The sequence below is a fragment of the Pseudaquidulcibacter saccharophilus genome, from assembly GCF_019455445.1.
In the GTDB taxonomy this organism is placed as follows: domain Bacteria; phylum Pseudomonadota; class Alphaproteobacteria; order Caulobacterales; family Aquidulcibacteraceae; genus Pseudaquidulcibacter; species Pseudaquidulcibacter saccharophilus.
In genome coordinates, this window is sequence record NZ_JAHWUS010000003.1 from 169353 (window position 1) to 189664 (window position 20312).

The 20312-nt window shown below is 41.6% G+C and carries 20 protein-coding genes and 1 tRNA gene; 9 read left to right on the plus strand and 12 right to left on the minus strand.

Features of this window, described 5'->3' with window-relative positions; translation table 11 throughout:
* Positions 1-5 precede the first annotated feature (5 nt).
* Complete coding sequence (locus KXV15_RS09375; protein WP_240007927.1) at positions 6-740, plus strand: SIMPL domain-containing protein; 735 nt, start codon at positions 6-8, stop codon at positions 738-740.
* Here the strand turns inward: KXV15_RS09375 and KXV15_RS09380 are convergent, their stop codons facing one another.
* The gene (locus KXV15_RS09380) at positions 741-1544 is read right to left on the minus strand and encodes a hypothetical protein (RefSeq protein WP_240007928.1); all 804 of its coding nucleotides are present in this window, start codon (positions 1542-1544) and stop codon (positions 741-743) included.
* 125 nt (positions 1545-1669) lie between these two features.
* Here KXV15_RS09380 and KXV15_RS09385 point away from each other — a divergent pair, with 125 nt between their 5' ends.
* Both KXV15_RS09385 and KXV15_RS09390 read left to right on the plus strand, forming a co-directional pair.
* Positions 1670-3274 (plus strand): peptide chain release factor 3, encoded by a 1605-nt coding sequence (locus tag KXV15_RS09385; protein ID WP_240007929.1) that lies wholly within the window; start codon positions 1670-1672, stop codon positions 3272-3274.
* Positions 3275-3356: 82 nt separating this feature from the next.
* Positions 3357-3446: transfer RNA gene (locus KXV15_RS09390), tRNA-Ser, on the plus strand.
* A 287-nt stretch (positions 3447-3733) separates the two neighbouring features.
* On the opposite strand, the gene KXV15_RS09395 is transcribed toward KXV15_RS09390, so the two are convergent.
* Complete coding sequence (locus KXV15_RS09395; protein ID WP_240007930.1) at positions 3734-4909, minus strand: acetyl-CoA C-acetyltransferase; 1176 nt, start codon at positions 4907-4909, stop codon at positions 3734-3736.
* Between the two features lie 168 nt (positions 4910-5077).
* Here KXV15_RS09395 and phaR point away from each other — a divergent pair, with 168 nt between their 5' ends.
* Positions 5078-5632, plus strand: a complete 555-nt coding sequence (phaR, locus tag KXV15_RS09400; RefSeq protein WP_240007931.1) for a polyhydroxyalkanoate synthesis repressor PhaR — start codon at positions 5078-5080, stop codon at positions 5630-5632.
* A 43-nt stretch (positions 5633-5675) separates the two neighbouring features.
* On the opposite strand, the gene KXV15_RS09405 is transcribed toward phaR, so the two are convergent.
* The 7 genes from KXV15_RS09405 to thrC form a co-directional block, all read right to left on the minus strand.
* Positions 5676-6983, minus strand: coding sequence for a PepSY-associated TM helix domain-containing protein (locus tag KXV15_RS09405; RefSeq protein ID WP_240007932.1), 1308 nt, complete (start codon positions 6981-6983; stop codon positions 5676-5678).
* Between the two features lie 22 nt (positions 6984-7005).
* A complete protein-coding gene (locus KXV15_RS09410) occupies positions 7006-9222 on the minus strand; it encodes a TonB-dependent receptor (protein WP_240007933.1) in 2217 nt (738 codons plus the stop codon).
* Positions 9223-9352: 130 nt separating this feature from the next.
* Positions 9353-10009, minus strand: a complete 657-nt coding sequence (locus KXV15_RS09415; protein ID WP_240007934.1) for a histidine phosphotransferase family protein — start codon at positions 10007-10009, stop codon at positions 9353-9355.
* A gap of 106 nt (positions 10010-10115) precedes the next feature.
* Positions 10116-10529, minus strand: coding sequence for a YdbL family probable chaperone protein (locus KXV15_RS09420; RefSeq protein ID WP_240007935.1), 414 nt, complete (start codon positions 10527-10529; stop codon positions 10116-10118).
* 24 nt (positions 10530-10553) lie between these two features.
* A complete protein-coding gene (locus tag KXV15_RS09425) occupies positions 10554-10772 on the minus strand; it encodes a YnbE family lipoprotein (protein WP_240007936.1) in 219 nt (72 codons plus the stop codon).
* Between the two features lie 221 nt (positions 10773-10993).
* Positions 10994-12295, minus strand: coding sequence for a M16 family metallopeptidase (locus tag KXV15_RS09430; protein ID WP_240007937.1), 1302 nt, complete (start codon positions 12293-12295; stop codon positions 10994-10996).
* Entirely contained in the window at positions 12255-13643 is a 1389-nt protein-coding gene (gene thrC, locus KXV15_RS09435; protein WP_240007938.1) for a threonine synthase, read from the minus strand. Before thrC ends, KXV15_RS09430 begins: the two co-directional genes overlap by 41 nt.
* Positions 13644-13800: 157 nt before the next feature.
* On the opposite strand from thrC, the gene murI reads away from it, so the two are divergent.
* From murI to KXV15_RS09450, 3 genes are read left to right on the plus strand one after another with little or no spacing between them, the layout of a single operon-like run.
* The gene (gene murI, locus KXV15_RS09440; protein ID WP_240007939.1) at positions 13801-14580 is read left to right on the plus strand and encodes a glutamate racemase; all 780 of its coding nucleotides are present in this window, start codon (positions 13801-13803) and stop codon (positions 14578-14580) included.
* Positions 14581-14606: 26 nt separating this feature from the next.
* Complete coding sequence (locus KXV15_RS09445) at positions 14607-15476, plus strand: alpha/beta fold hydrolase (protein WP_240007940.1); 870 nt, start codon at positions 14607-14609, stop codon at positions 15474-15476.
* Between the two features lie 2 nt (positions 15477-15478).
* Positions 15479-16258 (plus strand): lysophospholipid acyltransferase family protein, encoded by a 780-nt coding sequence (locus KXV15_RS09450; protein WP_240007941.1) that lies wholly within the window; start codon positions 15479-15481, stop codon positions 16256-16258.
* Here KXV15_RS09450 and KXV15_RS09455 read toward each other — a convergent pair whose 3' ends face one another.
* The 3 genes from KXV15_RS09455 to KXV15_RS09465 are packed head-to-tail and all read right to left on the minus strand — an operon-like array spanning position 16259 to position 19139.
* Complete coding sequence (locus tag KXV15_RS09455) at positions 16259-17020, minus strand: phosphodiester glycosidase family protein (RefSeq protein WP_240007942.1); 762 nt, start codon at positions 17018-17020, stop codon at positions 16259-16261.
* Positions 17021-17040: 20 nt separating this feature from the next.
* Complete coding sequence (locus KXV15_RS09460) at positions 17041-18342, minus strand: ATP-binding protein (RefSeq protein WP_240007943.1); 1302 nt, start codon at positions 18340-18342, stop codon at positions 17041-17043.
* Entirely contained in the window at positions 18342-19139 is a 798-nt protein-coding gene (locus KXV15_RS09465) for a response regulator (protein WP_240007944.1), read from the minus strand. The genes KXV15_RS09460 and KXV15_RS09465 overlap by 1 nt, the downstream gene beginning before the upstream one ends.
* A 104-nt stretch (positions 19140-19243) precedes the next feature.
* Between KXV15_RS09465 and KXV15_RS09470 the strand changes: the two genes are divergently transcribed.
* The gene (locus KXV15_RS09470; protein WP_240007945.1) at positions 19244-19759 is read left to right on the plus strand and encodes a hypothetical protein; all 516 of its coding nucleotides are present in this window, start codon (positions 19244-19246) and stop codon (positions 19757-19759) included.
* Between the two features lie 105 nt (positions 19760-19864).
* Entirely contained in the window at positions 19865-20281 is a 417-nt protein-coding gene (locus KXV15_RS09475; protein WP_240007946.1) for an EF-hand domain-containing protein, read from the plus strand.
* Positions 20282-20312: the final 31 nt, after the last annotated feature.

A 20312-nucleotide genomic window follows, 5' to 3' on the forward strand; every position in this document is an offset into this window, starting at 1 on the left:
GAATGATGGCAAATAATAATTCGAATATGGTTCCGGCTGTTTTTATGGCAATTGGTATTGCGGCGGGTGGTTTTTTTGCGGGGCATGGCTTGGTAAAATCCCGCCTTGGCTTTCGCACCGTAACCGTAAAAGGCCTAGCAGAGCGTTCGGTAAAGGCGGATTTGGGCTTTTTGCCAATTCGTTTCACCGCCAATGGCGCAACATTGGATGAGGCGCGCAACACCCTTACCCAAGGTGAGAATGTGGTTAAAAATTACCTCAAGACCCAAGGTTTTGCCGATAATGCCATAAGTGTGCAAAACATTCGCGTTGAGGATAAATGGGCCAATTCATATGGCAATAACCAAATTCAAGAGGGGTTAAGATATTCTTTGACCGAGGATATTTTGGTTAAATCAAACGAAGTTGATAAGGTTTCAAAGGCCGCAAGTGGGTTATCTGGGCTTTTGGCGCAAGGTGTCGTCCTAAGTGGTGATGAATATAATTCGGGCGCAAAATTCCTATTCACTAAATTAAACGATTTAAAACCAGAATTATTATCCGAAGCGACCAAAAAAGCACGTGAAGCGGCGCAAAAATTTGCCACTGAATCGGGTGCAAAAGTTGGTGCAATTCAAAATGCCAATCAAGGCGTGATAGAGGTTAACCCCGCAATTGAAATCCCGAATGAAAGCGGCGATAAACAGGTTGATAAAACCGTGCGTGTGGTAACAACGGTTACGTATTTCTTGAAGGATTAGTTAGGCAACCAATGAAACCAAAGTGCCACTATTGGCAACATTGGTTTTGTTTTCAATATCGGCAAATTCTTTTTCGGCGTCTTTGAAATCATCTTCAAAGTCTTTGATGATTTCATTGCCCTCTTTATCATTATAGGTAAATTTGACGGCCGCCTTGGCGATTTTGAAAAGCGTTTTCAGATCCTCCAATGCCTTACGCGCCATTTTGACAAATTCATCTTCTTCCTTGGGTTTCAATACCGGATTTTCGTTGGTTTTGTCGGTTGGTTGGGTGTTTGAATTTGCGGCCTCTGACGTTTCTTGAGTTGGCTTTTCAGATGATTGTTCTGTGGATTCTACGGTGGTGCTTGTATCATTTGTGGCTTTTGTTACTGCCGCATCTTGGGTTTGGGTATTTACGTCTATGGATGCTGTCGTTTCATTAGCCGCAGCGGTTTTTGTAATACCAATCGAAGCATCAGAATAACCAGCCGCCCCAATACCATCACTGCCAAGTGCAGAGCCATAATCTTTAATGATTTGCTTTAATTCTTTTACCAATGATGCCAGCATACGTGCCAAAATTTTGGGGTCACCAGTGAAATTTAGTTTTAATTGCTGAATACGTTTTGCAACCTCTTGCAGGCGCGCCTTGGCATTGGCTTTTTTATTATCATTAATTTCTTTGGTTGAGTTTTTACTGGCTGTTAAAAGTGTATTTAATGCCTGTTTTGCCTGTTCATTTTTTTGTGCAGATTCCGCCTGTTTACGATCCTTATAGGTCGTATTCAAAAGGCTAGTAATATTATTATTCGATATCTGCATAATGGTAAAATATCATAATCCGATTATAAAAAGGTAAAATTGAACGATAAATTTGCCTTTTTGTAGCGACGCATTTGACCTTGGACGATTTTTGTATAAAAGCGCCTATCTCAAAGGCAAATCAAATGAATGAATTAGCACGGCAATCAGCCCGCAGAAGAACTTTTGCAATTATTTCCCACCCCGATGCGGGTAAAACCACATTGACAGAAAACCTGTTGTTAACGGGTGGTGCAATTCGTATGGCGGGTGCAGTTCGCGCGCGTGGTGAACAACGCCGCACGACATCGGATTTTATGAATATTGAAAAAGAACGTGGGATTTCGGTTTCGGCATCGGTTATGACCTTTGAACACCGCGATAATATTATCAATTTGCTTGATACCCCGGGGCACGAAGATTTCTCCGAAGATACTTATCGCACGCTTACTGCCGCGGATAGTGCGGTTATGGTGCTTGACGCCGCAAAAGGTATCGAGCCGCAGACATTAAAACTATTCGAAGTTTGCCGACTTCGTGATATTCCAATCATAACCTTTATAAACAAAATGGACCGCGAAGCCCAAGATCCAATGGAATTATTGGACGAGGTTGCAAGCAAACTAGCGCTTGACCCCGCGCCAATTTTCTGGCCGCAAGGTTCGGGCAACCGCTTTAAAGGCATGGTTGATTTACGCAACAATAAATTCGTTGCCTTTGAACGCCCACAACCAGGGCAGGCGGGCATGATAACCCACGAACGTATGCCACTTGATGAAGCCGGAAATATCCTAAGCAATGAAGAGCTTGAAGAAATTCAAATGGGTGCGGAATTGGTGCAAGGTGGTTATTCCGAATTTAACCTGCAATCTTTCCGTGAAGGGCATATGACGCCGGTTTTCTTTGGCTCGGCACTTCGTCAATTTGGTGTGGTGGATTTGCTTGATGGCTTGGTGGATTATGCACCTGCACCGCATAATACCAAATGTGCCATCAAAGGCGTTCCGTCTGAAGTTCAGGCCGATGGCAATGAAGTTGCGGGCTTTGTCTTTAAAATTCAGGCCAATATGGACCCCAACCACCGTGACCGCGTGGCAATGGTTCGCCTTGCAAGTGGTAAGTTTACGCGCGGAATGCGCCTTAAAACCTTATCTGGCAAACAAATTGGTGTGCATAATCCGATGATGTTTGTCGGCCAAGATCGTGAATTAACCGATGAGGCATATGCGGGCGATATTATTGGTGTTCCCAATCACGGTGTTTTGCGGGTTGGTGATAGTTTGTCGGTATCTGGTAATATTTCATTTGTTGGTATTCCAAACTTTGCCCCTGAAATTTTGCGCCGCGTGTTTGTAAAAGACCCACTAAAAGCCAAACATTTGGGCAAGGCATTACGCGCATTATCCGAAGAAGGCGTTACCCAGCTTTTCAGCCCTGATATTGGTTCAGATATGATTGTTGGCGCGGTTGGTCCGTTGCAATTTGACGTTTTGGTTGAACGTATCAAGGCTGAATATGGGCTTGAGGCAACATTTGAAGCCTGCCCTTATAATGCCGTGCGCTGGATAAGTGCTGAAAGCAAAGTCGATATGGATAATTTCATGGATCGCAATAAAATGGGCATTGCCCGCGATATTGATGATGATTTGGTTTATCTTGGAAAATCGGCATGGGATATCGGATATGTCGCCGAAAAATTCCCAAAAATCGCCTTCAAGGCCGTGAAAGAACGCGAAGCAGGTAAATTATAAGGTTGCATTATCCGCTTAAAATTTTGCGAAAATGTATCCAATACTAGACAGTTTTTAATACAAAGCCTAATCCAATTTTATTGGACAGGTGGCTGAGCGGCTGAAAGCACCGCACTCGAAATGCGGCATACTCGTAAGGGTATCGGGGGTTCAAATCCCCCTCTGTCCGCCATTTTATATTCAAATTCCCACCCTCGGTCTTCGACCTCACTCAGGAATTTGGCTCCAAATTGCGAAAAATTTTCAAAAAGCGCGGTTTTTAAAAATTTTTCCATTTTTGATTTGGCGTTCGCTTTGCTCACATTTTGGTTTCAACTTTATACCCCCTATGTCAGCCATTAACAAAATAGCCCCAAAAGGGGCTTTTTTTGTTTAAAAAATAAAGAAAACCGAAAACTAGGTTTTCGGTTTTCCTTTAATTTTGATTTTACTGCTCACTACGTTCGCAAAATGGCTGGATTACGCACGTTCTACGCAAAGTGCTACGCCCATACCACCACCGATGCATAGGGTTGCAAGGCCTTTTTTGGCATCACGCTTTTGCATTTCAGATAATAGGGTGCAAAGGATACGCGCGCCAGATGCGCCAACCGGGTGACCAATCGCAATTGCGCCACCGTTTACGTTTACTTTATCAGTGTCCCAACCCATATCGCGGTTAACGGCAATTGCCTGTGCCGCGAAGGCTTCGTTTGCCTCTACAAGATCAAGGTCTTTTACATCCCAACCCGCAATCGCAAGTGCTTTTTTAGATGATGGAATTGGGCCAGTACCCATAATAGCAGGGTCAACACCAACTGTTGCATATGATTTGATGGTCGCAATTGGGGTAACGCCCAATTCGTCTGCTTTGGCTTTTGACATCAAAACAATTGCCGCCGCACCGTCGTTAATACCAGACGCATTACCCGCAGTTACCGTGCCGTCTTTTTTGAAAGCAGGTTTAAGGGCGGTCATTGCCTCGATTGTTGCGCCGTGGCGAATATATTCGTCATTTTCAACCACAACATCGCCTTTGCGGGTTTTGATGGTTACAGGTACGATTTCTTCTTTGAATTTACCTGCCTTTTGGGCGGCTTCGGCTTTGTTTTGAGATGCAACCGCAAACGCGTCTTGTTCAGCGCGTGAAATTTGCCATTGTTCGGCAACGTTCTCGGCGGTGATGCCCATATGGTAATCATGGAATGCATCGGTCAATGCATCGGTAAGCATGGTATCATTGAAGGTAACACCACCCATTTTTTGCCCATTGCGAAGGAATGCCGCGTGATTTGCTTGTGACATTGATTCCATGCCGCCCGCGATAACTACATCTGCTTGTCCGGTGGCAATTTGCCCCGCAGCCAATGCAACCGCGCGAAGGCCAGAGCCACAAAGTTGGTTGATTTGCCATGCCGGAACTTCGTCTGGAATACCCGCATTACGGCTTGCCTGACGTGCAGGGTTTTGTCCTTGGCCGGCTGAAAGGATTTGACCTAGAATAACTTCGTTAACATCAGAAGGTTTGATACCAGCACGTTTTACGGCTTCTTCAATGGCAATTTTGCCAAGGTCATGCGCTTTTAGTGATGAAAGGCCACCCAAGAATGAGCCAACCGGTGTACGTGCAAATGATGCGATAACAATTTCTGTCATGAATTCCTCCTCAAAACTCCCTGTTTTTTTGCTCTGCAGCAAAAGTGTTAAATCCTTTATATCTTACAAAGTCACTTGACAATTACTAAAGTATTGGTGTTGCATAAATTAATACTATTGTATAAGTGCTGCGATGCACAAGAAAAAAAATACAGCTTGGGGTTAAAAATGAACGCGAAGAAAGAAAAGGTAATTATCAAAAAATACGCCAATCGCCGCTTGTATAATACGGATTCTTCGTCTTATGTGACATTGGAATTTTTATCACAATTAGTGCGTGATGGCGTTGAATTTGTGGTTTTGGATGCAAAAACCGGCGAAGATATTACCCGCCAAGTTCTTACACAAATCATTTTTGAAGAAGAAAATGGTGATTCAAACCTTCTAAGCGTGAATTTCCTTCGTGATTTGATTTCATATTATGGCAAAAGCGTCCAAAGCTTTTTTCCATCATATCTTGAGATGTCGATGAAAAATTTCGCACAATATCAAGATCAATGGCGCAAGGCGTTATCTGTTGGTGGTGAAAACCCTGGCTTTGATATGTTTTCAAATGCCATGAAGGCAAATATGGAAATGTTTACCAAGGCTGCGCAGGCAATGACCGGTAACCCATTCTACCCTACACCAAAAGAAGAGCCACAGGCCGATAACCAATTAAAAGCGATGCAAGAGCAGCTAAAAGCAATGCAAGAGCAATTAGACAAAATTGCAAAAAAATAAAAAAATAGACCGCCTTTTGGCGGTCTTTTTTATATTGTTAAAATTATTCTGCGGCAGCAGGAAGAAGTTTTTGTTTAATCCTTATTTTTGCGGTTTGGCGTGCACCACGTTTTTTTATCCAAATGATAAATCCTGTAAGCGATAGACCGGCAACCACAAGACCCAAAAGGGAAACAAATATTCTGTACGCCCACCCAAAAACTACACCTGAATGTAGTGATGCGGTCCAACTAGATAGGGTATTTCCCCAATGCTCTCCGGTTGGTCTACTGAAGCGAAGCATTTTTCCACTATTGCCATCGATATAAACCATGGTTCCGTGATGTCTTGGGCGATCTTCCAAATCCTTTGTCGTGGTGGTTTGGTAATAATATGCGCCACTACGTGGATTATAAAAAATACGCACGGGTGCGATTGGTTCAACGCCAATTTTTTCAAGCTCTGATTTAGCATATGAATTGCCAAGTTCTTGTGCTTGTCCCCAATCAATTTTTGGGTTCATTAATGGTTTTTTCAGTTTGGGCAACGTGTCAGATGTGGTTTCATAATCACTTATAGTTTTCATCAATTTTGGGTATAAATCCATATGGAAATTAAATTGAAAACTAGACCATGCAAATATTACCAGAACAGCCCATAACCACAGACCAAACGCACGGTGAAGATCAAAGTTAAGTTTATAGCCGCCGCTTTTTGTGCGAATTTTCCATGATGGTGACCATCTTTGCCAAAAGTTTTTGTGGTTTACATCATCTTCGCCTGTTTGCGCAGGTTTTAATTTCGGTAAGGTCAAATAGAAATTTACAAAACTATCTAATAGCCAAATAATAGCAACAATTCCCATGAATAAGGTGCCAATTTTTCCGAGCGATAATTGAAAATGCAAATATAATAAGAATTCTCCTAGGCGCGAAATTCCGCCCTTGGCAATGTCATTGGTTTTAACCGTATCAACAATTGCGCCTGTTTTAGGGTCTAGGATTATGCGATCGAACGGTAAGTTGGCTTTGGCGTGATTATGCCCCTGACCCTGACCCTGACCTTGGCCTTGGCGCTGTCCATTTCCGTGTTGCATTTTTGGGGTAACTCTCACGGATGCAACTTCATCCATGCCGCGAAAATCAACTGTGGAGACACTAAGGTTTGGATATTTTTTCTCAACCTCTGCAACTATTTGCTTGGCATCAAGATAATTGTGTTGTGGGTCAACCTTTTGCCATTTGGGATTTAGCGCAAGCTGAATTTCAGGGTAAAAACATAATGCAGTTCCTGTAATACCCGCAATTAAAAGGAATGCCGCCATGAAAAGTCCAAGCCATCTGTGGACTACAACCCATAAACTTCTTGTCATTGTTGTGTTCCTTATGAATGGTTTAGAATTTTGTGCTGAGTTGCAAGTACCAAGAGCGCCCCTCGGTAATTACGGAGTTATAAATGGTCTCATCGGTAAGGTTTGAAACGGCAAGACTTAAGGTAACATTATCGTTGTAACGATAGCCTAGTTTTGCATTTAAAATATTATAGGCATCATATGCGCCGTAAACACCTTCAATTATATCGTTATTAGAGGTGTTGAAATATCTTTTTGATGCATATTGATAGTTTAAAGAACCAAAGAATTTTTTATTATCATAGCTTATGCCGATATTGGCCATTTCTTTTGGAATAGAAGTTAGTTGTTTTCCAACAGAGGCGAGGTCGGTTGGGTTATCAATAACTTTTGAATCCATATAAGTATAATTGCTATTTAATTTGAAATTATATGGCAGCGGAATATTAAATGCTGCCTCAATACCTTTGATACGTGATTTGCCGATATTGATACGCTCAACATAGGTTGCAGATATGGTTTTGCTTGAAATCATATCTGTGATCTCATTTTGGAATGCGTAAAGTTTAAAAATGCCACCTTTTGAAAAGCTATATTCATAGCCAATATCAAAAGATTCACTTTTTTCCGGCTTCAAGAATGGGTTTGCATTATAAAGAACTGTGCCACGATAATAAGTTCTGTAAAGGCTGCGTGCATCCGGTGCGCGGAAGGCTTGTCCCCATGATGCTTTTACACGGCTATTATCAGATATTTGATATGCCGCAGTTGCTTTTGGTGTTGTGCTTTCAAGTGTGTTTGATGGCAAGTGCTGGTTTAATGACGTGTCATTTGGTTTAGTGAAGTCAAGGGTATAACCATCATATGTCTTCCAGTTCTCAAACCGCAAACCCAATGTTCCGCTTAACTTATCTTGTAATTTCCAATGATAATCAAAGAATGCTGCCAACGTTCGGTCATATCCACCCATACTGGTTGTGAATGTGGTCAAGGATGAATTATCCTTCCAATTACTCATGTCATAGGTGTCTGCTGTTGCTTTTGTGGTTTTATATTGACCGCCTAAAAGCACTAAACCAATTGGAAATTCTTTTTGCCATAAAATATCAATGATTGTGTTTTCAGAAGTTCTTGGAGTGTAAACACCAGGGCCACCATTGAATGTGGTGGTTGAAGTTGAGCCTGGGGTTCTATACCATTCGTCAACATATAGGTTTGATGCTTGAACGCTAAGTTTTGAATTTGCAAAATTATGCTTCCAACTCAAAGAAATAAGGTCATTCGTAACTTCTGTTGCTTGTGAAGTGTTTAAAAAACTTGCTTCAATTATTGGGCTGCGGGTATTTGACGTTGGCGAACTAAAAGTTGGGTTTCCATTGGCGTCTTTTAAATAGGTTTGTGGGTTTAGATATTCATAATCAAGCTCTGAATGTGCGGCCCAAAAATCAACCGTATCATTGGACGTAATATTTGCTTGCGCTTTTAAGTTAAAATCTTGTTTGTCAAAAGAGCCATAACCGCGTGAACCAACTATATATTGTGTACCCCCCGTTGTGGTTTTCTGGGTTATAAAGCCGGTACGGCTTGGCAAGTAAGAGGTTGTGACCCAATCTGAATTATAGCCGTCACTGCTAGACCAACCATAACCAAATTTAACCCTGAAACTATCACCAAATTGACGTGTCAGTGCAAGTGTTCCACGTACAAGGTTTTTTTGTGCGCGCCCTTCATCAAAGGCGTTTCCATAGGCAATTGTAAAGCGTGTTTCATTTTTTTTGGGGAAGGCAGTTACATAATTTATTACGCCGCCCATGGCACTACTGCCATAAAGGCTCGAAAATGGGCCGCGAACTATTTCTACGCGCTCAACATCATCGACAGAAACCCCGCCTAAAGCCTGTGCGCTTCCGGCATATGATGTTTGTACTGGTATATTATCAATAAGAACCATCGATTGCGATTGGCTTGACATACCACGAATTAGCATTTCACCAATTTGGTCCGCTTGGCCACGATAAAGACCGCTTGTGATACCTTCTAAATTACGTACCATTTCAGCAAGGCTAGGGCGACCAAGTAATTCTAAATCTTTTTTTGTGACAACAGAAACATTGCCTGGCGCAAGGCTGGTCTTTGTTTCCATTCTTGTGGCGGTGACGATGACAATTTCATCATCAGGATTATTGCTATCTTTTGCAAATGCATTGTTTGCGGCTAGAATTGCAAAGCAGCATGAACCGATTAATAGTGATTTTTTCAAAATATCCCCCAAAGTAAAAAGAGGGATTTCGTTAATTTAGCTGATACTTATTGCAATTAGACAATCCGTCCGATGACCTTATGTCCAATGACAAAATGTCCAAGGCGCGATGAAATACACTAGTATTGATTTACCCAATCATTCCCGATGTTTCGCTTTGCATGCGTGCAATAAGTGTGACGCTTTGCTCATCTTCGCGGGCCGCAAGTTCAATTTTATTTTGTTTTGCAGTCAAAAATGCAATGAATGGCTGAATCGAACGACCATCAAAACCATCTTCTGGCGCACGGCCTTGCAATGATGCGCGCATAGCAGGTTTAAGGTTAACCCTATAACCAGTTGCCTTGACCAATGCTTCGTAATTATTGCCGTTTTTGGTGGTTACGACCTCGATTTCGCCGCCTCTTGGCAGGCTGTCGATAGCAATCATAATAAGGTTCATTAAAACCCGTGCCAAAGGTTTTGGAAAGTCGTTTTCGGTGATTTCCCACTTGAATTCAGGCTTTTGAGTGGCAATAAATTTTGCGGCAATGTTTTTCAAATCAGCAAGACTTGAACTTCCGTTACCGGCGGTAACCGAGCCAAAAATCGCGCGCATAAAGTCAACTTTTGCACCTGCCTGATTGGTTGAATTACGGATAAGACCGATTGCACTTTCGCGCATCTCCGGTGAATTATCGCTTTCAAGGACATCTAGTGCCGTCGTCAGGGCCTGAATCGGGGATGCAAGGTCATGACAAACACGTGAAGAGACAAGGGCGATAAGTTGGGAAACATCAATACTCATAAATTCTATTTGCCCCTAAAAAGGTAAAACTTAGTTAACTGAATGCAAAAAAGGGGCGTATTATACGCCCCTTCGTGATTATTGTAACATTAAAATATAAAATATCTTATTTGCACGAAATAATTATAGAATTATCAGATGCTTGTGATGCTTTGGTTGCAGATGATTTTGCGCACCAAGCGCCGCTTAGGTCTTTAAGATATTCGCCATTATTCAATTTCTGAATTTGGCGCATTGCCTGAACAGTTGCTGCTTGATCAACTGTGCCACCGGTTTTGTTGGCAACATCAGTATAAACCGCACGACGACGCGCGTTAATTTCGTTGATTGCACGTTGCAAGTCACCTTGATCCGCAGTTGCAGGTTTCACAAAGCCAAGATAACCATTTGCTTGTTCACCAATGATTTTAGCTGCTAATCCTTGGTCCACTGGGCCACCATTATCAACCGCAAGAGCAGCACCTGCACCAATAAGGGCAAGAGCAAAACCACCAAATAAGACCTTTGAAATATTTTTCATCTTATTCTCCATAAACTTTCTTAATTAGAAAATACCAGGGTTGGATTGTGTAGCTTTATCAAGCTCATTTTCCATGCGAACCCGAACGTTTTGTTCAATTTTCATATTGATATTTAGGTTAATCTCAATCGGCTTGTCCGGCACTTCAACTTTTACTGTTGGGGTGCAGGCGGCAGCACCAAGACCACCAAGCACAATCACGGGTAATATTAATTTTTTCCCAATCGTTTTTGCGTTCCGCATTTCAAGCTCCTGAATAGTAACAATCCTCACTATCACGATTTTATTATAGATAGAAAGCCTGAATGTGATATGAATTATTAGGTCATATTACCAAAAGTTTTCTATGGTCTGCAAAACGGGCATTTCTTTGCTTCCGCTGCTCATGTATTTAAACATACACTGCGATGCGGTTCTCAAAATGCACGTTTTTCGACTCATATAAATTCATTTGGCAATACAACCTAGTTTATGAATGCTTTAAGCGCTTTTTCGCCTGATTTTTTGCCAACCGCCGCCGCTGAATGGAATGCGGGATTCAATGATTTTGTGGCAATTTCTTTGATTTCATCGGGCGTAGTTTCGCGTATGGCACGACTTATGTCATCGGTATCAAGGGTTTTTCCCAAAACAAACGCTTGTGAAATTGCGGCATTTACACGTGATGATGGGTTTTCAAGAGACATCATAAAGGCGGTTTCAAAGGTTTTCTTGGCCCGCATTAATTCACGCTCATCGGGGCCATTCATCGCCAAATCTTCTATATGTCCCATTGTGCGTTTAATTACTTCGGCGGCATTTTGTGGCGCACAACCCGCAGAAATTATAAAGCGCCCAATATCAACATATTTTTCGGTATAGGCATCGATGCCGTAAACCAGACCAAGGCGTTCGCGCAAATCTTGAAATAAGCGTGATGCCATACCACCGCCCAAAAGACCTGCAAAAATTTGTGAGGCATACATTTCACCTGAACCTGCACCAGGGGCATAGGTAGAAATTGCAACTTGGAACTGTTCCATACGCCTTGTTTCAAATAGTGATTTTCTTGTGGCAATGCCATGCGCAAATTCAACTTTTGGCGATGGTTTCAAATGCCCAAAGAAGCGGTTTGCCAATTCCATGCTTTGGTTTTCATCAACCGCGCCGCCAAAGGCAATAATAATATTATTGGGATTTAAGTAAGCGGAGTGGAATTTTTGAATTTGATCAATGTTTAGTGCGGCCAGGCTTTGGGCATCGCCCAAAATCGGGCGCCCCAAAGGTTGATTATCAAATGATGCCATTTGATTTAATACGCTGCAACGATCTTCGGCATCGTCAAATGCTTCGTTTAATTCGTGTAGGACGACATTCTTTTCAAGCTCAGCTTCTTTGGGGTCAAAATGCGGGCGCAATACCAAATCGGAACATAGTGCAAAAGCCTGTTCGATTTCATCAGCCAAACAACGCGCATAAAACCCCGTTCTTTCATAAGAAGTGGCGGCATTTAGATAGATACCGTGTGCTTCGGCATCTTCGGCGATTTGCGTTGCGTTACGGTCGCCCGCACCCTTAAACACCAAATGTTCAAGAAAATGGGCAATGCCGTTATTGGTTTCGTCTTCGTTGCGCGTGCCAACACCAACCCAAACCCCAATACAGGCACTCTTTAGCCCTGCGACCTTGTCAATTATGACCGTCGCACCATTTTCAAGGCGTTTTAGGCGGGCAAAGCCGCTGTCATTAATAATTGTTTTTGATGTAGTTTTTAATTTCAAGCTCATCAGATTTTAATTTTTCAAACTTTTCTTTACGCTCAAATAAATCTTTGGCGTGTGGCGGAAGATCGGGATTAATTCCCAATACTTCAACAATGGTTTCAGGGAATTTTGCAGGGTGCGCGGTCGCAAGGATGATTTTTTGCGCGCCGTTAACAGGTGATTTAACACGACTTGCATAGCCAACGGCAGTATGCGGGCAAATCACTTCTTTGGTTTCTGCAAAACAGGCTTTGATTGATTGGCGGGTTCCTTCATCATCAATTGTGCTTGGGACAAAGATTTCGCGAATATTTTTAAGTGTTTCTGGTTTGATTACAAAAGTCTTGTTGGCCTTTAATGAATTATAATAACCAACAATTTCTTGTGCATTATGCCCACCGAGTTCGAACAAAATACGTTCAAAATTGCTTGGAACCTGAATGTCCATCGCCGGCGAAATTGTGGCTTTGGATTCACCAGTAACTGCAAAAACACCGCTTTCGAGTGATGCGGCAAGGGCATTATTGGCATTATTGGCAACCACGATATTGCCAATATTTGCGCCTAACATTTTTGCGGCAAAGCCAGAGAAGGCATCACCAAAATTACCTGTTGGCACAATAAAGTCCGCAGGCTGGTCAATGCCCGCTTTTGATGCCGCAATTACGAAATAAACTGATTGCGCAATGATGCGTGCAAAATTCACGCTATTGACGGGGGCTAGTTTTACTTCTTCAACAAAGGTTTTGTCACCAAAGAAGCCTTTTAAAATTGCCTGCGCACGGTCAAAATCACCATCAAGAATAAGTGCATGGATATTATCCGCACCGGAGGCAGTCATAAAGCGTTTTTGAACTTCAGAAACCCGACCATCAGGCATAAGGATAAAGGTTTCAATCCCTTTTTTGTTTTTAAACGCCTCAACAGCAGCGCCACCAGTATCACCAGATGTTGCGCAAACCACACTCAAAGTCGTGTTGTTTTTGGCAAGGATATATTCAAATAATGCGCCAATCATCTGCATTGCAACATCTTTAAATGCCAATGATGGGCCATGGAATAATTCAAGCAAATGCAAATTTGGTGCGATTTGTTTTAATGGAACCACATCTTTATCGTGCCATTGTTCGCCATACGCCTGTTTACAAAGTGTAAGTGCGGTTTCAAAATCAATATCATTGCCCGCAAACGCGTGTAGAACATGTGCCGCAGTTTCATAATAAGGGGCGGTTTTAGCATTTTCTAAAACGGATTTTTCAAGTTTTGGCCATGTTTTAGGTACATATAATCCACCATCAGGTGCAAGACCTTCGATAATTGCTTGATTAAAGCCGACCTCGGGTGAATTACCGCGTGTTGAGATATATTGCATTTTGAACCAAAACCCTCTGATTTAATGTGGGATGCCTTTATTATATAATGCCGCAAAATAAAAGCCCCATATGCGATATTAATTCCTTTGCTTATTGTTGCAGTAAAGAAATTTGTGGCTACTTTTATAATCACCGCAAAAGTTGTAATTGGTCATAATGAAAAAAGTTCTGGTTTTTGATTCAGGGGTTGGTGGTTTTTCGATTGTTCGGGAATTGGTTGATCAAAATCTAAATATCGAAATATCCTATCTTGCCGATACTTCATTTTTTCCATACGGCAATAAAAATGATTTGGAATTACTGGACCGCATCCCACAGGTGGTTTTGGCTGGCGTTGAAAAAACAGGGGCTGATGCCGTAATTATCGCCTGCAATACCGCAAGCACAATTGCCCTTTGGCGCATCCGCGAAGTGGTTGGGGTTCCGGTTATTGGGGTTGTGCCGGCAATTAAACCCGCCGCACGTTTGACAAAAACCAAAGCCATTGGTCTTTTGGCAACACCGCGCACCATTGGATCTGCTTATGTTGACGATTTAATAGATCAATTTGCGGGTGGTTGCGCTGTATATCGCTATGGCCCGCCCAATCTTGCACTGGCTGCTGAACAGGTTTTGCGCGGCGAAGATTTTGAAGAAAGCCATATAAAAGATGCCATTGACGGGCTTTATAAAAACCCAATGGCCAAAGATATTGATATTATCATCCTTGCCTGTACTCATTACCCCCTTATTCGGGATGAATTGGCAAAATATGCGCCAAAAGACATAAAATTCATTGATTCCGGTGAAGCAATTGCCAGAAGGTTAAAAGAAGTGTTGGCGATTAATGATGCGGGTTTGCCACTGCTAAAAACTGCATATTCAACCGGCGGCAATGACGAAAAATTCTTGCAGGCGGCACAGAATGAGGGTTTTATCAATCAGACACAAATATAAAATATAAAAACTAAAAGGGGAGATTGATGAAAAAACTTTTTGTAATGCTTTATGCGATTTTGGGATTATTTGTTGCACCAACCATTGCCAATGCACAAGATGTAAAACATGTTGAGATTTCAACAATTGGCAAAGGTGATGACGTAATCCTAATCCCCGGTCTTGGTAGCCCGCCCGCTGTTTTTGATAATGTAATGGACGAAATAGCCAAAAATCATAAAGTGCATATTGTTCATGTTGCAGGTTATGCCGGGTTACCTCTTGAAACCAATGAAGGACCGATTTTTAACCCCGTTGCCGATGATATTACCAAATACATTAAAGAAAATAATTTGAAAAACGTGACTATTATTGGGCATTCAATGGGTGGCGAACTTGGAATGGCGCTTGCTGCACGCAATCCATCATTGGTTAAAAAAGTAATGGTTGTCGATGCACTGCCGTATTATTCACTTTATCTTGATAAAAATGCCACGCCAGAAAGTATGACACCACGTGCAAAGGCATTTGCGGCAATGATAGCGGCGCAAAATATTGATCAATTTACCGCTGCACAAAAGGTTGCAATTGCACGACTTGTGAAATCTGATGAAAAACGTGAAATGGTGCTTGGCTGGTCGCTTGCATCCAATCGCCACGCAATTGCGCAGGGTGTTGAAGATTTGATGACCATTGATTTACGCCCCGTATTAAAAAACAATCAAGCGCAAATCAAGCTAATTTACGGCTATGACAAGGCAATGGGTTTAACCCAAGAATTTGTCGATAAATTATATGATGGCGCATATGCGGGTATTCCCAATGTTGAAAAACAACGCATTGACAATTCTTTACACTTTATAATGTATGATCAGCCAGAACAATTTAAGAATGCCGTTTTAGAATTTGTGAAATAAGAATGACCTTTATCAAATCCCTGCTTTTTAATGCCTATTATTGGGTGATTTCAATTTTGTTTGTTTTGTCGCTTGCGCCCTTAAGCTGGCTTCCGGGTGATAAGATTTTGCGCAATGCAATCGTATTTTATTCACGTGCAATGCGCTTTGGAATGCGGGTCTTTGCAGGGATAAAGTTTGAATATCGCGGGCTTGATAAATTGCCAAAAGGGCCGTTTATTATTGCGGCAAAACATCAATCATGGGGCGATGGCTTTGGCGCAGTTTCCGAATTTGGCGATATTGCATTTGTTACCGGAAGCCATCTCGAAAATTTTCCATTCTTGGGGCGAATTTTGCGCAAAATCGGCGCAATTGTTGTTGATAATTGCGGTGGTCATAAAGCACGAAAAAGCCTTAATGATTCTTTTGCCAATGTTGCCGATGATGGACGTAACGTCCTGATATATCCAGAGGGGCATTTGGTGAAAATTGGCGACCGTATTAAATATCGCGCCGGTGTTTTTCACCTACAAGAAGCAAGTGGTTGGGACGTGGTGCCGATGGCAACCAATCTTGGGCTTTTTTGGTCTTGTGAAGAATTTAAAAAAGAAGGTGGAACCGCAATTAACGAAGTTTTGGAACCAATTCCTGCTGGTCTTTCAAAAGGCGAATTTATGGCACGTTTAGAAAATGCACTAAATGAAGGTTCGCGCAGACTTTGTGAAGAAGGTCAGGCCGCGCAACCGCATTTATCCCAAGCCAATGTTAAATGGCCAGATGAGATTAATAAAGTGATGTAATCACTTATAAACCCCGACCATTACCCCCATTTCGTCACCTTTGTCATTGCGCCCTGATTGCGCATCATAGACCTTGGATATAGAGCCGTCCAAAAAAAGCGCATTGGGGGTTTTTAGATAGTCTTTAAATAGGGTCGCAAAATCATAGAAATTAACACTCGATTGGGTGATGACAAAATAAACTTCTTTGCCATCTTCGGATATTCCGACACCATTTCTTATGTTTACACTTGTGCTATCTGCCTTGAATATGGGATGAAGGTTGCCGTCAATAACCAACATTGGCCCCGATTGTGTCGCAAATTGCGGTGGCGCATTTTTGAATTTTTCAAGATAGGCATAACTTTCAAGGACGCCTGCTTGCCCTTTATCAATATAAAATACGCCATTGGGTAAAAGCCCAAAATTACCATATGATTTTTTGGTTTGGATTGGCGCAATTTGTTTGCCATTTTCAACATATAATCCTGTTGGCGCACGATCATCATTATACATGCCGCCGTTCATGGCAAAAACCAATTCCTGCTTTTTGGTTTTTAGATAATCTTTTAAATTATTGAAGTTGCCAATATTGTCGCCGTCGTCATCACGCAAATAAAGGCGTAAATTAGGATTTGGGTTGGCAAATTTACAAATAAAATAGTCATTGTTTTTGTAATCAATAAGATTGCAATTTTTGGCCTTATCAATCTCTTTTGCATTACTGTTACATGCCGTAACTAGACAAAAAATAAAAAGAGAAAGTATTTTTATATTTCGCATATAAAACGGATATTTTTAATTTACGGCAATATTATGACTGTCTTAAAGCCGTCTTGATGGTTTTCAAAACGTAATTCCCCATTATGTGTTGCCACAATTTTTTTGACAATTGCCAAACCTAATCCGGTTGAAGTGTAATTTTGGTTATCATTATTGCGGGCATTGTCACCACGTACAAAGGGAAGGGTGATAATTTCCAATTTGCTTTCATCAATCCCTTTACCGCTGTCCATGACTTCTAAATAGGTTTTTCCACCAAACTTATATGCCTTTAACATTATTGGTGGTTTGCCATATTTTATTGAGTTTTCAACCAAGTTTGTAATTGCCCGCGTAATTGCCGACTGTCGGCCATCAATAAATATATCCCCCATGCTGGATGGAATATTGATGCCCTTATCAGGGTATTCGTTTTTGATTTCTTCGAAAATTGCCTTGATATTGAATTTGCTTATGGCCTCGCCATCAAAGCCCCGTGCAAAGGTAATGAATTGCGATAATGTGGTTTCAATATTAGTGATTTGTCTTTGCGCAGTTGCCAATAAATCGTCATCTTTGGCCCCCATCATTTCAATAGCGAGGCGGAGTTTTGCCAATGGCGTTCTTAGATCATGCGAAATACCGGCAAGGACGATGCTTCTTTCCCGCTCAGCACTACTAATACGTTCAATCATATTATTGAAACTTTGGCGAAGCGAATAGATTTCACTGGGACCTTTTAATTCCAATGGGTCGATATTGGCATCAAGGGCAAAATTATCGGTGGCAAGCCTAAGTTCATTAATTGGTTTTAGAAGTATGAGATTGGTAATATACCCAACCCCAATCGCCAAAAGTCCGCTTATTGCCAATAATGTTAACGCCAAGCCCGATGGACCAATTACAACGTTTTTAAAACTGACCCAATATGGTGTGTCGCCAAAATTTATTTCAATCCAAAGCCGTCTTTTGTTATCGGTTCGCCAATTTATTTCAGATTGGTTTTCAGAAATCGCATTTGCAAGTTGCTTCATGAATATATGTTCAATAAAGCGTGGCGGTGGGCCACTACTGTCGGGTGGTTCTTTGCCGGTCCAGATTGTAAGATATTTTGAATTTTTTAATTTATCGACTAATTGCGGTCGCATCTCTGCTGGTGTTTGCTTTATTGTTTCGGAAAATACCACAATATTGGATGCAATAACATTCGCCAGACGTTGAATTTGTGGGCGCAATATCATGGTCGTGAATAACAATAGTGTTATTAATTGCGTAACAATAACAAGCGCAATAGTCATTGTAAAAGCACGACGTGAAAGGCTTATGGGGCGTTTAGCTTGCATTATTCGCCCTCTTTAGTGAAGATATAACCGTGGCCCCACATGGTTTTTAACCAATATGGCTCTGATGGGTCGTTTTCGATTAGTTTACGCAAACGAAGGATTTGCACATCAACTGCGCGATCCGTAACTTCGGCATCGCGTCCAAAGGCAAGGTCAATGATTTGACTGCGTGATAAGGGGCGTCCTGCATTACAAACAAATGCCTTTAAAAGATTAAATTCGCGGGTTGAAAGCTCGATTGGTTTGCCATCTTTTTTAAGGGTCATAAGGCCTAAATCAAGATTAAAGTTTCCAAAGGTAACTTTGCCGCTAAGGGGGGCGCTATTATTACTTCTGCGTCTTATTGCTTCAATTCGCGCCAATAATTCACGTGGCAAAAAAGGTTTGGCGATATAATCATCCGCACCCATCTCAAGACCCAAGATCTTATCAATTGGGTCACCCTTTGCAGTCGCCATTATAATTGGTATATTGTTGTTATCAGACCTAAGCTTACGGCAAACGCTTAGGCCATCTTCAACAGGAATCATTAGATCAAGGATTAAAAGATCAAAATTTTCCCGTGATAACATGCGGTAAAGATTTTGTGCATCATTCACCGCGCGCGCATAATAATTATTCTCTGATAGATATCGTGTCAGCAGATTACGCATCTCAGCATCGTCATCAAGAATAATGATTTTTCCTTTGCTTTGTTCCATTGCGCCCCACATATGTTGGAAATTTACCAATAATACTAACGAGTTAATATTTATTATTCCGTTTGTAACTTGTGTAATTGTTACAAATTGTTTCACGGAGGCTAATTTGTAACAATTTGCAAAACATCCGCGTTTTTTTGGCATTTTTACGAAACATTTGCCTCGTAAATTGTTTTCATCAACCCAATAGGAGATGAAAAATGAACATTTCAAAATTTACAAAAATTACCCTTGCTTCAATTATCGCACTTAGCTTTGTTGCAGAAACTGCATCAGCAGAACAAGGCCGCATCAAAGCCCGTGGCAATAACGGTGCGGTTGCCGCCGGCGCATATAATGGCAATGCCTGGGCGCGTGGCCATGGTGTAAAAGCAAATGGCGATGGTTCTTATACTGCTGGCAATGGTCAGGCAGTTAAAACCAATAATGGCGGTCAGTTTAAACGTGGATCGACAACAACTTATAACCCTGATGGCAGTGTTGCTCACAAAGGTGGCTTAAGCGGTTCAAATGCCAATGGCTCAGTAAATAGCAGCGGTTCGGCAACAAAAGATGCAAGCGGCTATGTTTCTGGTTCACGTAATACAAATGCAACTAATAATGTAACCGGAAATTCATATAATGGCTCTACCACCTACAACAGCAACGATGGCATTACCCATACTGCAACCTGCATGGATGTAAATGGTAATGTAATCACCTGCCCAACTAGATAATACCTCGTAACTGATGAAGCCTTTAATCATAAGGGCTTTTTGGGGACGAGATTATTATAATAACCCCCGATAAAGCTCGTCCCCATTTTTTTAAAAGAGTTAAAGATGAAAATTATAAAACCATTATTCGCAATTCTTTTGCTTGGCTTACCTGCAATCGCATTTGCCCAAGGCACTCAAAAACTCGATATAAACCGCATTAAAAAAGCTGATACTAATCATGACGGCAAAATTACCGAGCCGGAAATGCGCACCTATCGCAATACGAATTTCAAACAACTTGACCGCAATCATGACGGGTTTATTGATAATAAAGACATTCCGAGATTTGCCGCCGAACGTGCTGTGCCGGCAATGAATCAAATGATTACGGTTAATGATGCAAATCATGATGGTCGATTAAGCCGTGATGAATATGCAAATGGTCGCTTGGTCGTCTTTGACCTTTTTGACACAAATAAGGACAAAGTTTTGGATCAAGCGGAATTAAAGCGTGCACAAGAAATGCCGCAGGCAAAATGATTTCATAATCAATAAATCCAAGGAGCAATCC

Bases quoted from the DNA above. Each gene is read 5' to 3' on its own strand.
- KXV15_RS09445 (WP_240007940.1), top strand. From the start codon at position 14,607: ATGAAAAAACTTTTTGTAATGCTTTATGCGATTTTGGGATTATTTGTT.
- KXV15_RS09460 (WP_240007943.1), bottom strand. From the start codon at position 18,342: ATGCAAGCTAAACGCCCCATAAGCCTTTCACGTCGTGCTTTTACAATG.
- murI (WP_240007939.1), top strand. From the start codon at position 13,801: ATGAAAAAAGTTCTGGTTTTTGATTCAGGGGTTGGTGGTTTTTCGATT.
- KXV15_RS09450 (WP_240007941.1), top strand. From the start codon at position 15,479: ATGACCTTTATCAAATCCCTGCTTTTTAATGCCTATTATTGGGTGATT.
- KXV15_RS09430 (WP_240007937.1), bottom strand. From the start codon at position 12,295: ATGAGCTTGAAATTAAAAACTACATCAAAAACAATTATTAATGACAGC.
- KXV15_RS09385 (WP_240007929.1), top strand. From the start codon at position 1,670: ATGAATGAATTAGCACGGCAATCAGCCCGCAGAAGAACTTTTGCAATT.
- KXV15_RS09405 (WP_240007932.1), bottom strand. From the start codon at position 6,983: ATGACAAGAAGTTTATGGGTTGTAGTCCACAGATGGCTTGGACTTTTC.
- KXV15_RS09475 (WP_240007946.1), top strand. From the start codon at position 19,865: ATGAAAATTATAAAACCATTATTCGCAATTCTTTTGCTTGGCTTACCT.
- KXV15_RS09470 (WP_240007945.1), top strand. From the start codon at position 19,244: ATGAACATTTCAAAATTTACAAAAATTACCCTTGCTTCAATTATCGCA.
- KXV15_RS09375 (WP_240007927.1), top strand. From the start codon at position 6: ATGGCAAATAATAATTCGAATATGGTTCCGGCTGTTTTTATGGCAATT.
- KXV15_RS09420 (WP_240007935.1), bottom strand. From the start codon at position 10,529: ATGAAAAATATTTCAAAGGTCTTATTTGGTGGTTTTGCTCTTGCCCTT.
- KXV15_RS09425 (WP_240007936.1), bottom strand. From the start codon at position 10,772: ATGCGGAACGCAAAAACGATTGGGAAAAAATTAATATTACCCGTGATT.
- KXV15_RS09415 (WP_240007934.1), bottom strand. From the start codon at position 10,009: ATGAGTATTGATGTTTCCCAACTTATCGCCCTTGTCTCTTCACGTGTT.
- KXV15_RS09455 (WP_240007942.1), bottom strand. From the start codon at position 17,020: ATGCGAAATATAAAAATACTTTCTCTTTTTATTTTTTGTCTAGTTACG.
- phaR (WP_240007931.1), top strand. From the start codon at position 5,078: ATGAACGCGAAGAAAGAAAAGGTAATTATCAAAAAATACGCCAATCGC.
- thrC (WP_240007938.1), bottom strand. From the start codon at position 13,643: ATGCAATATATCTCAACACGCGGTAATTCACCCGAGGTCGGCTTTAAT.
- KXV15_RS09380 (WP_240007928.1), bottom strand. From the start codon at position 1,544: ATGCAGATATCGAATAATAATATTACTAGCCTTTTGAATACGACCTAT.
- KXV15_RS09395 (WP_240007930.1), bottom strand. From the start codon at position 4,909: ATGACAGAAATTGTTATCGCATCATTTGCACGTACACCGGTTGGCTCA.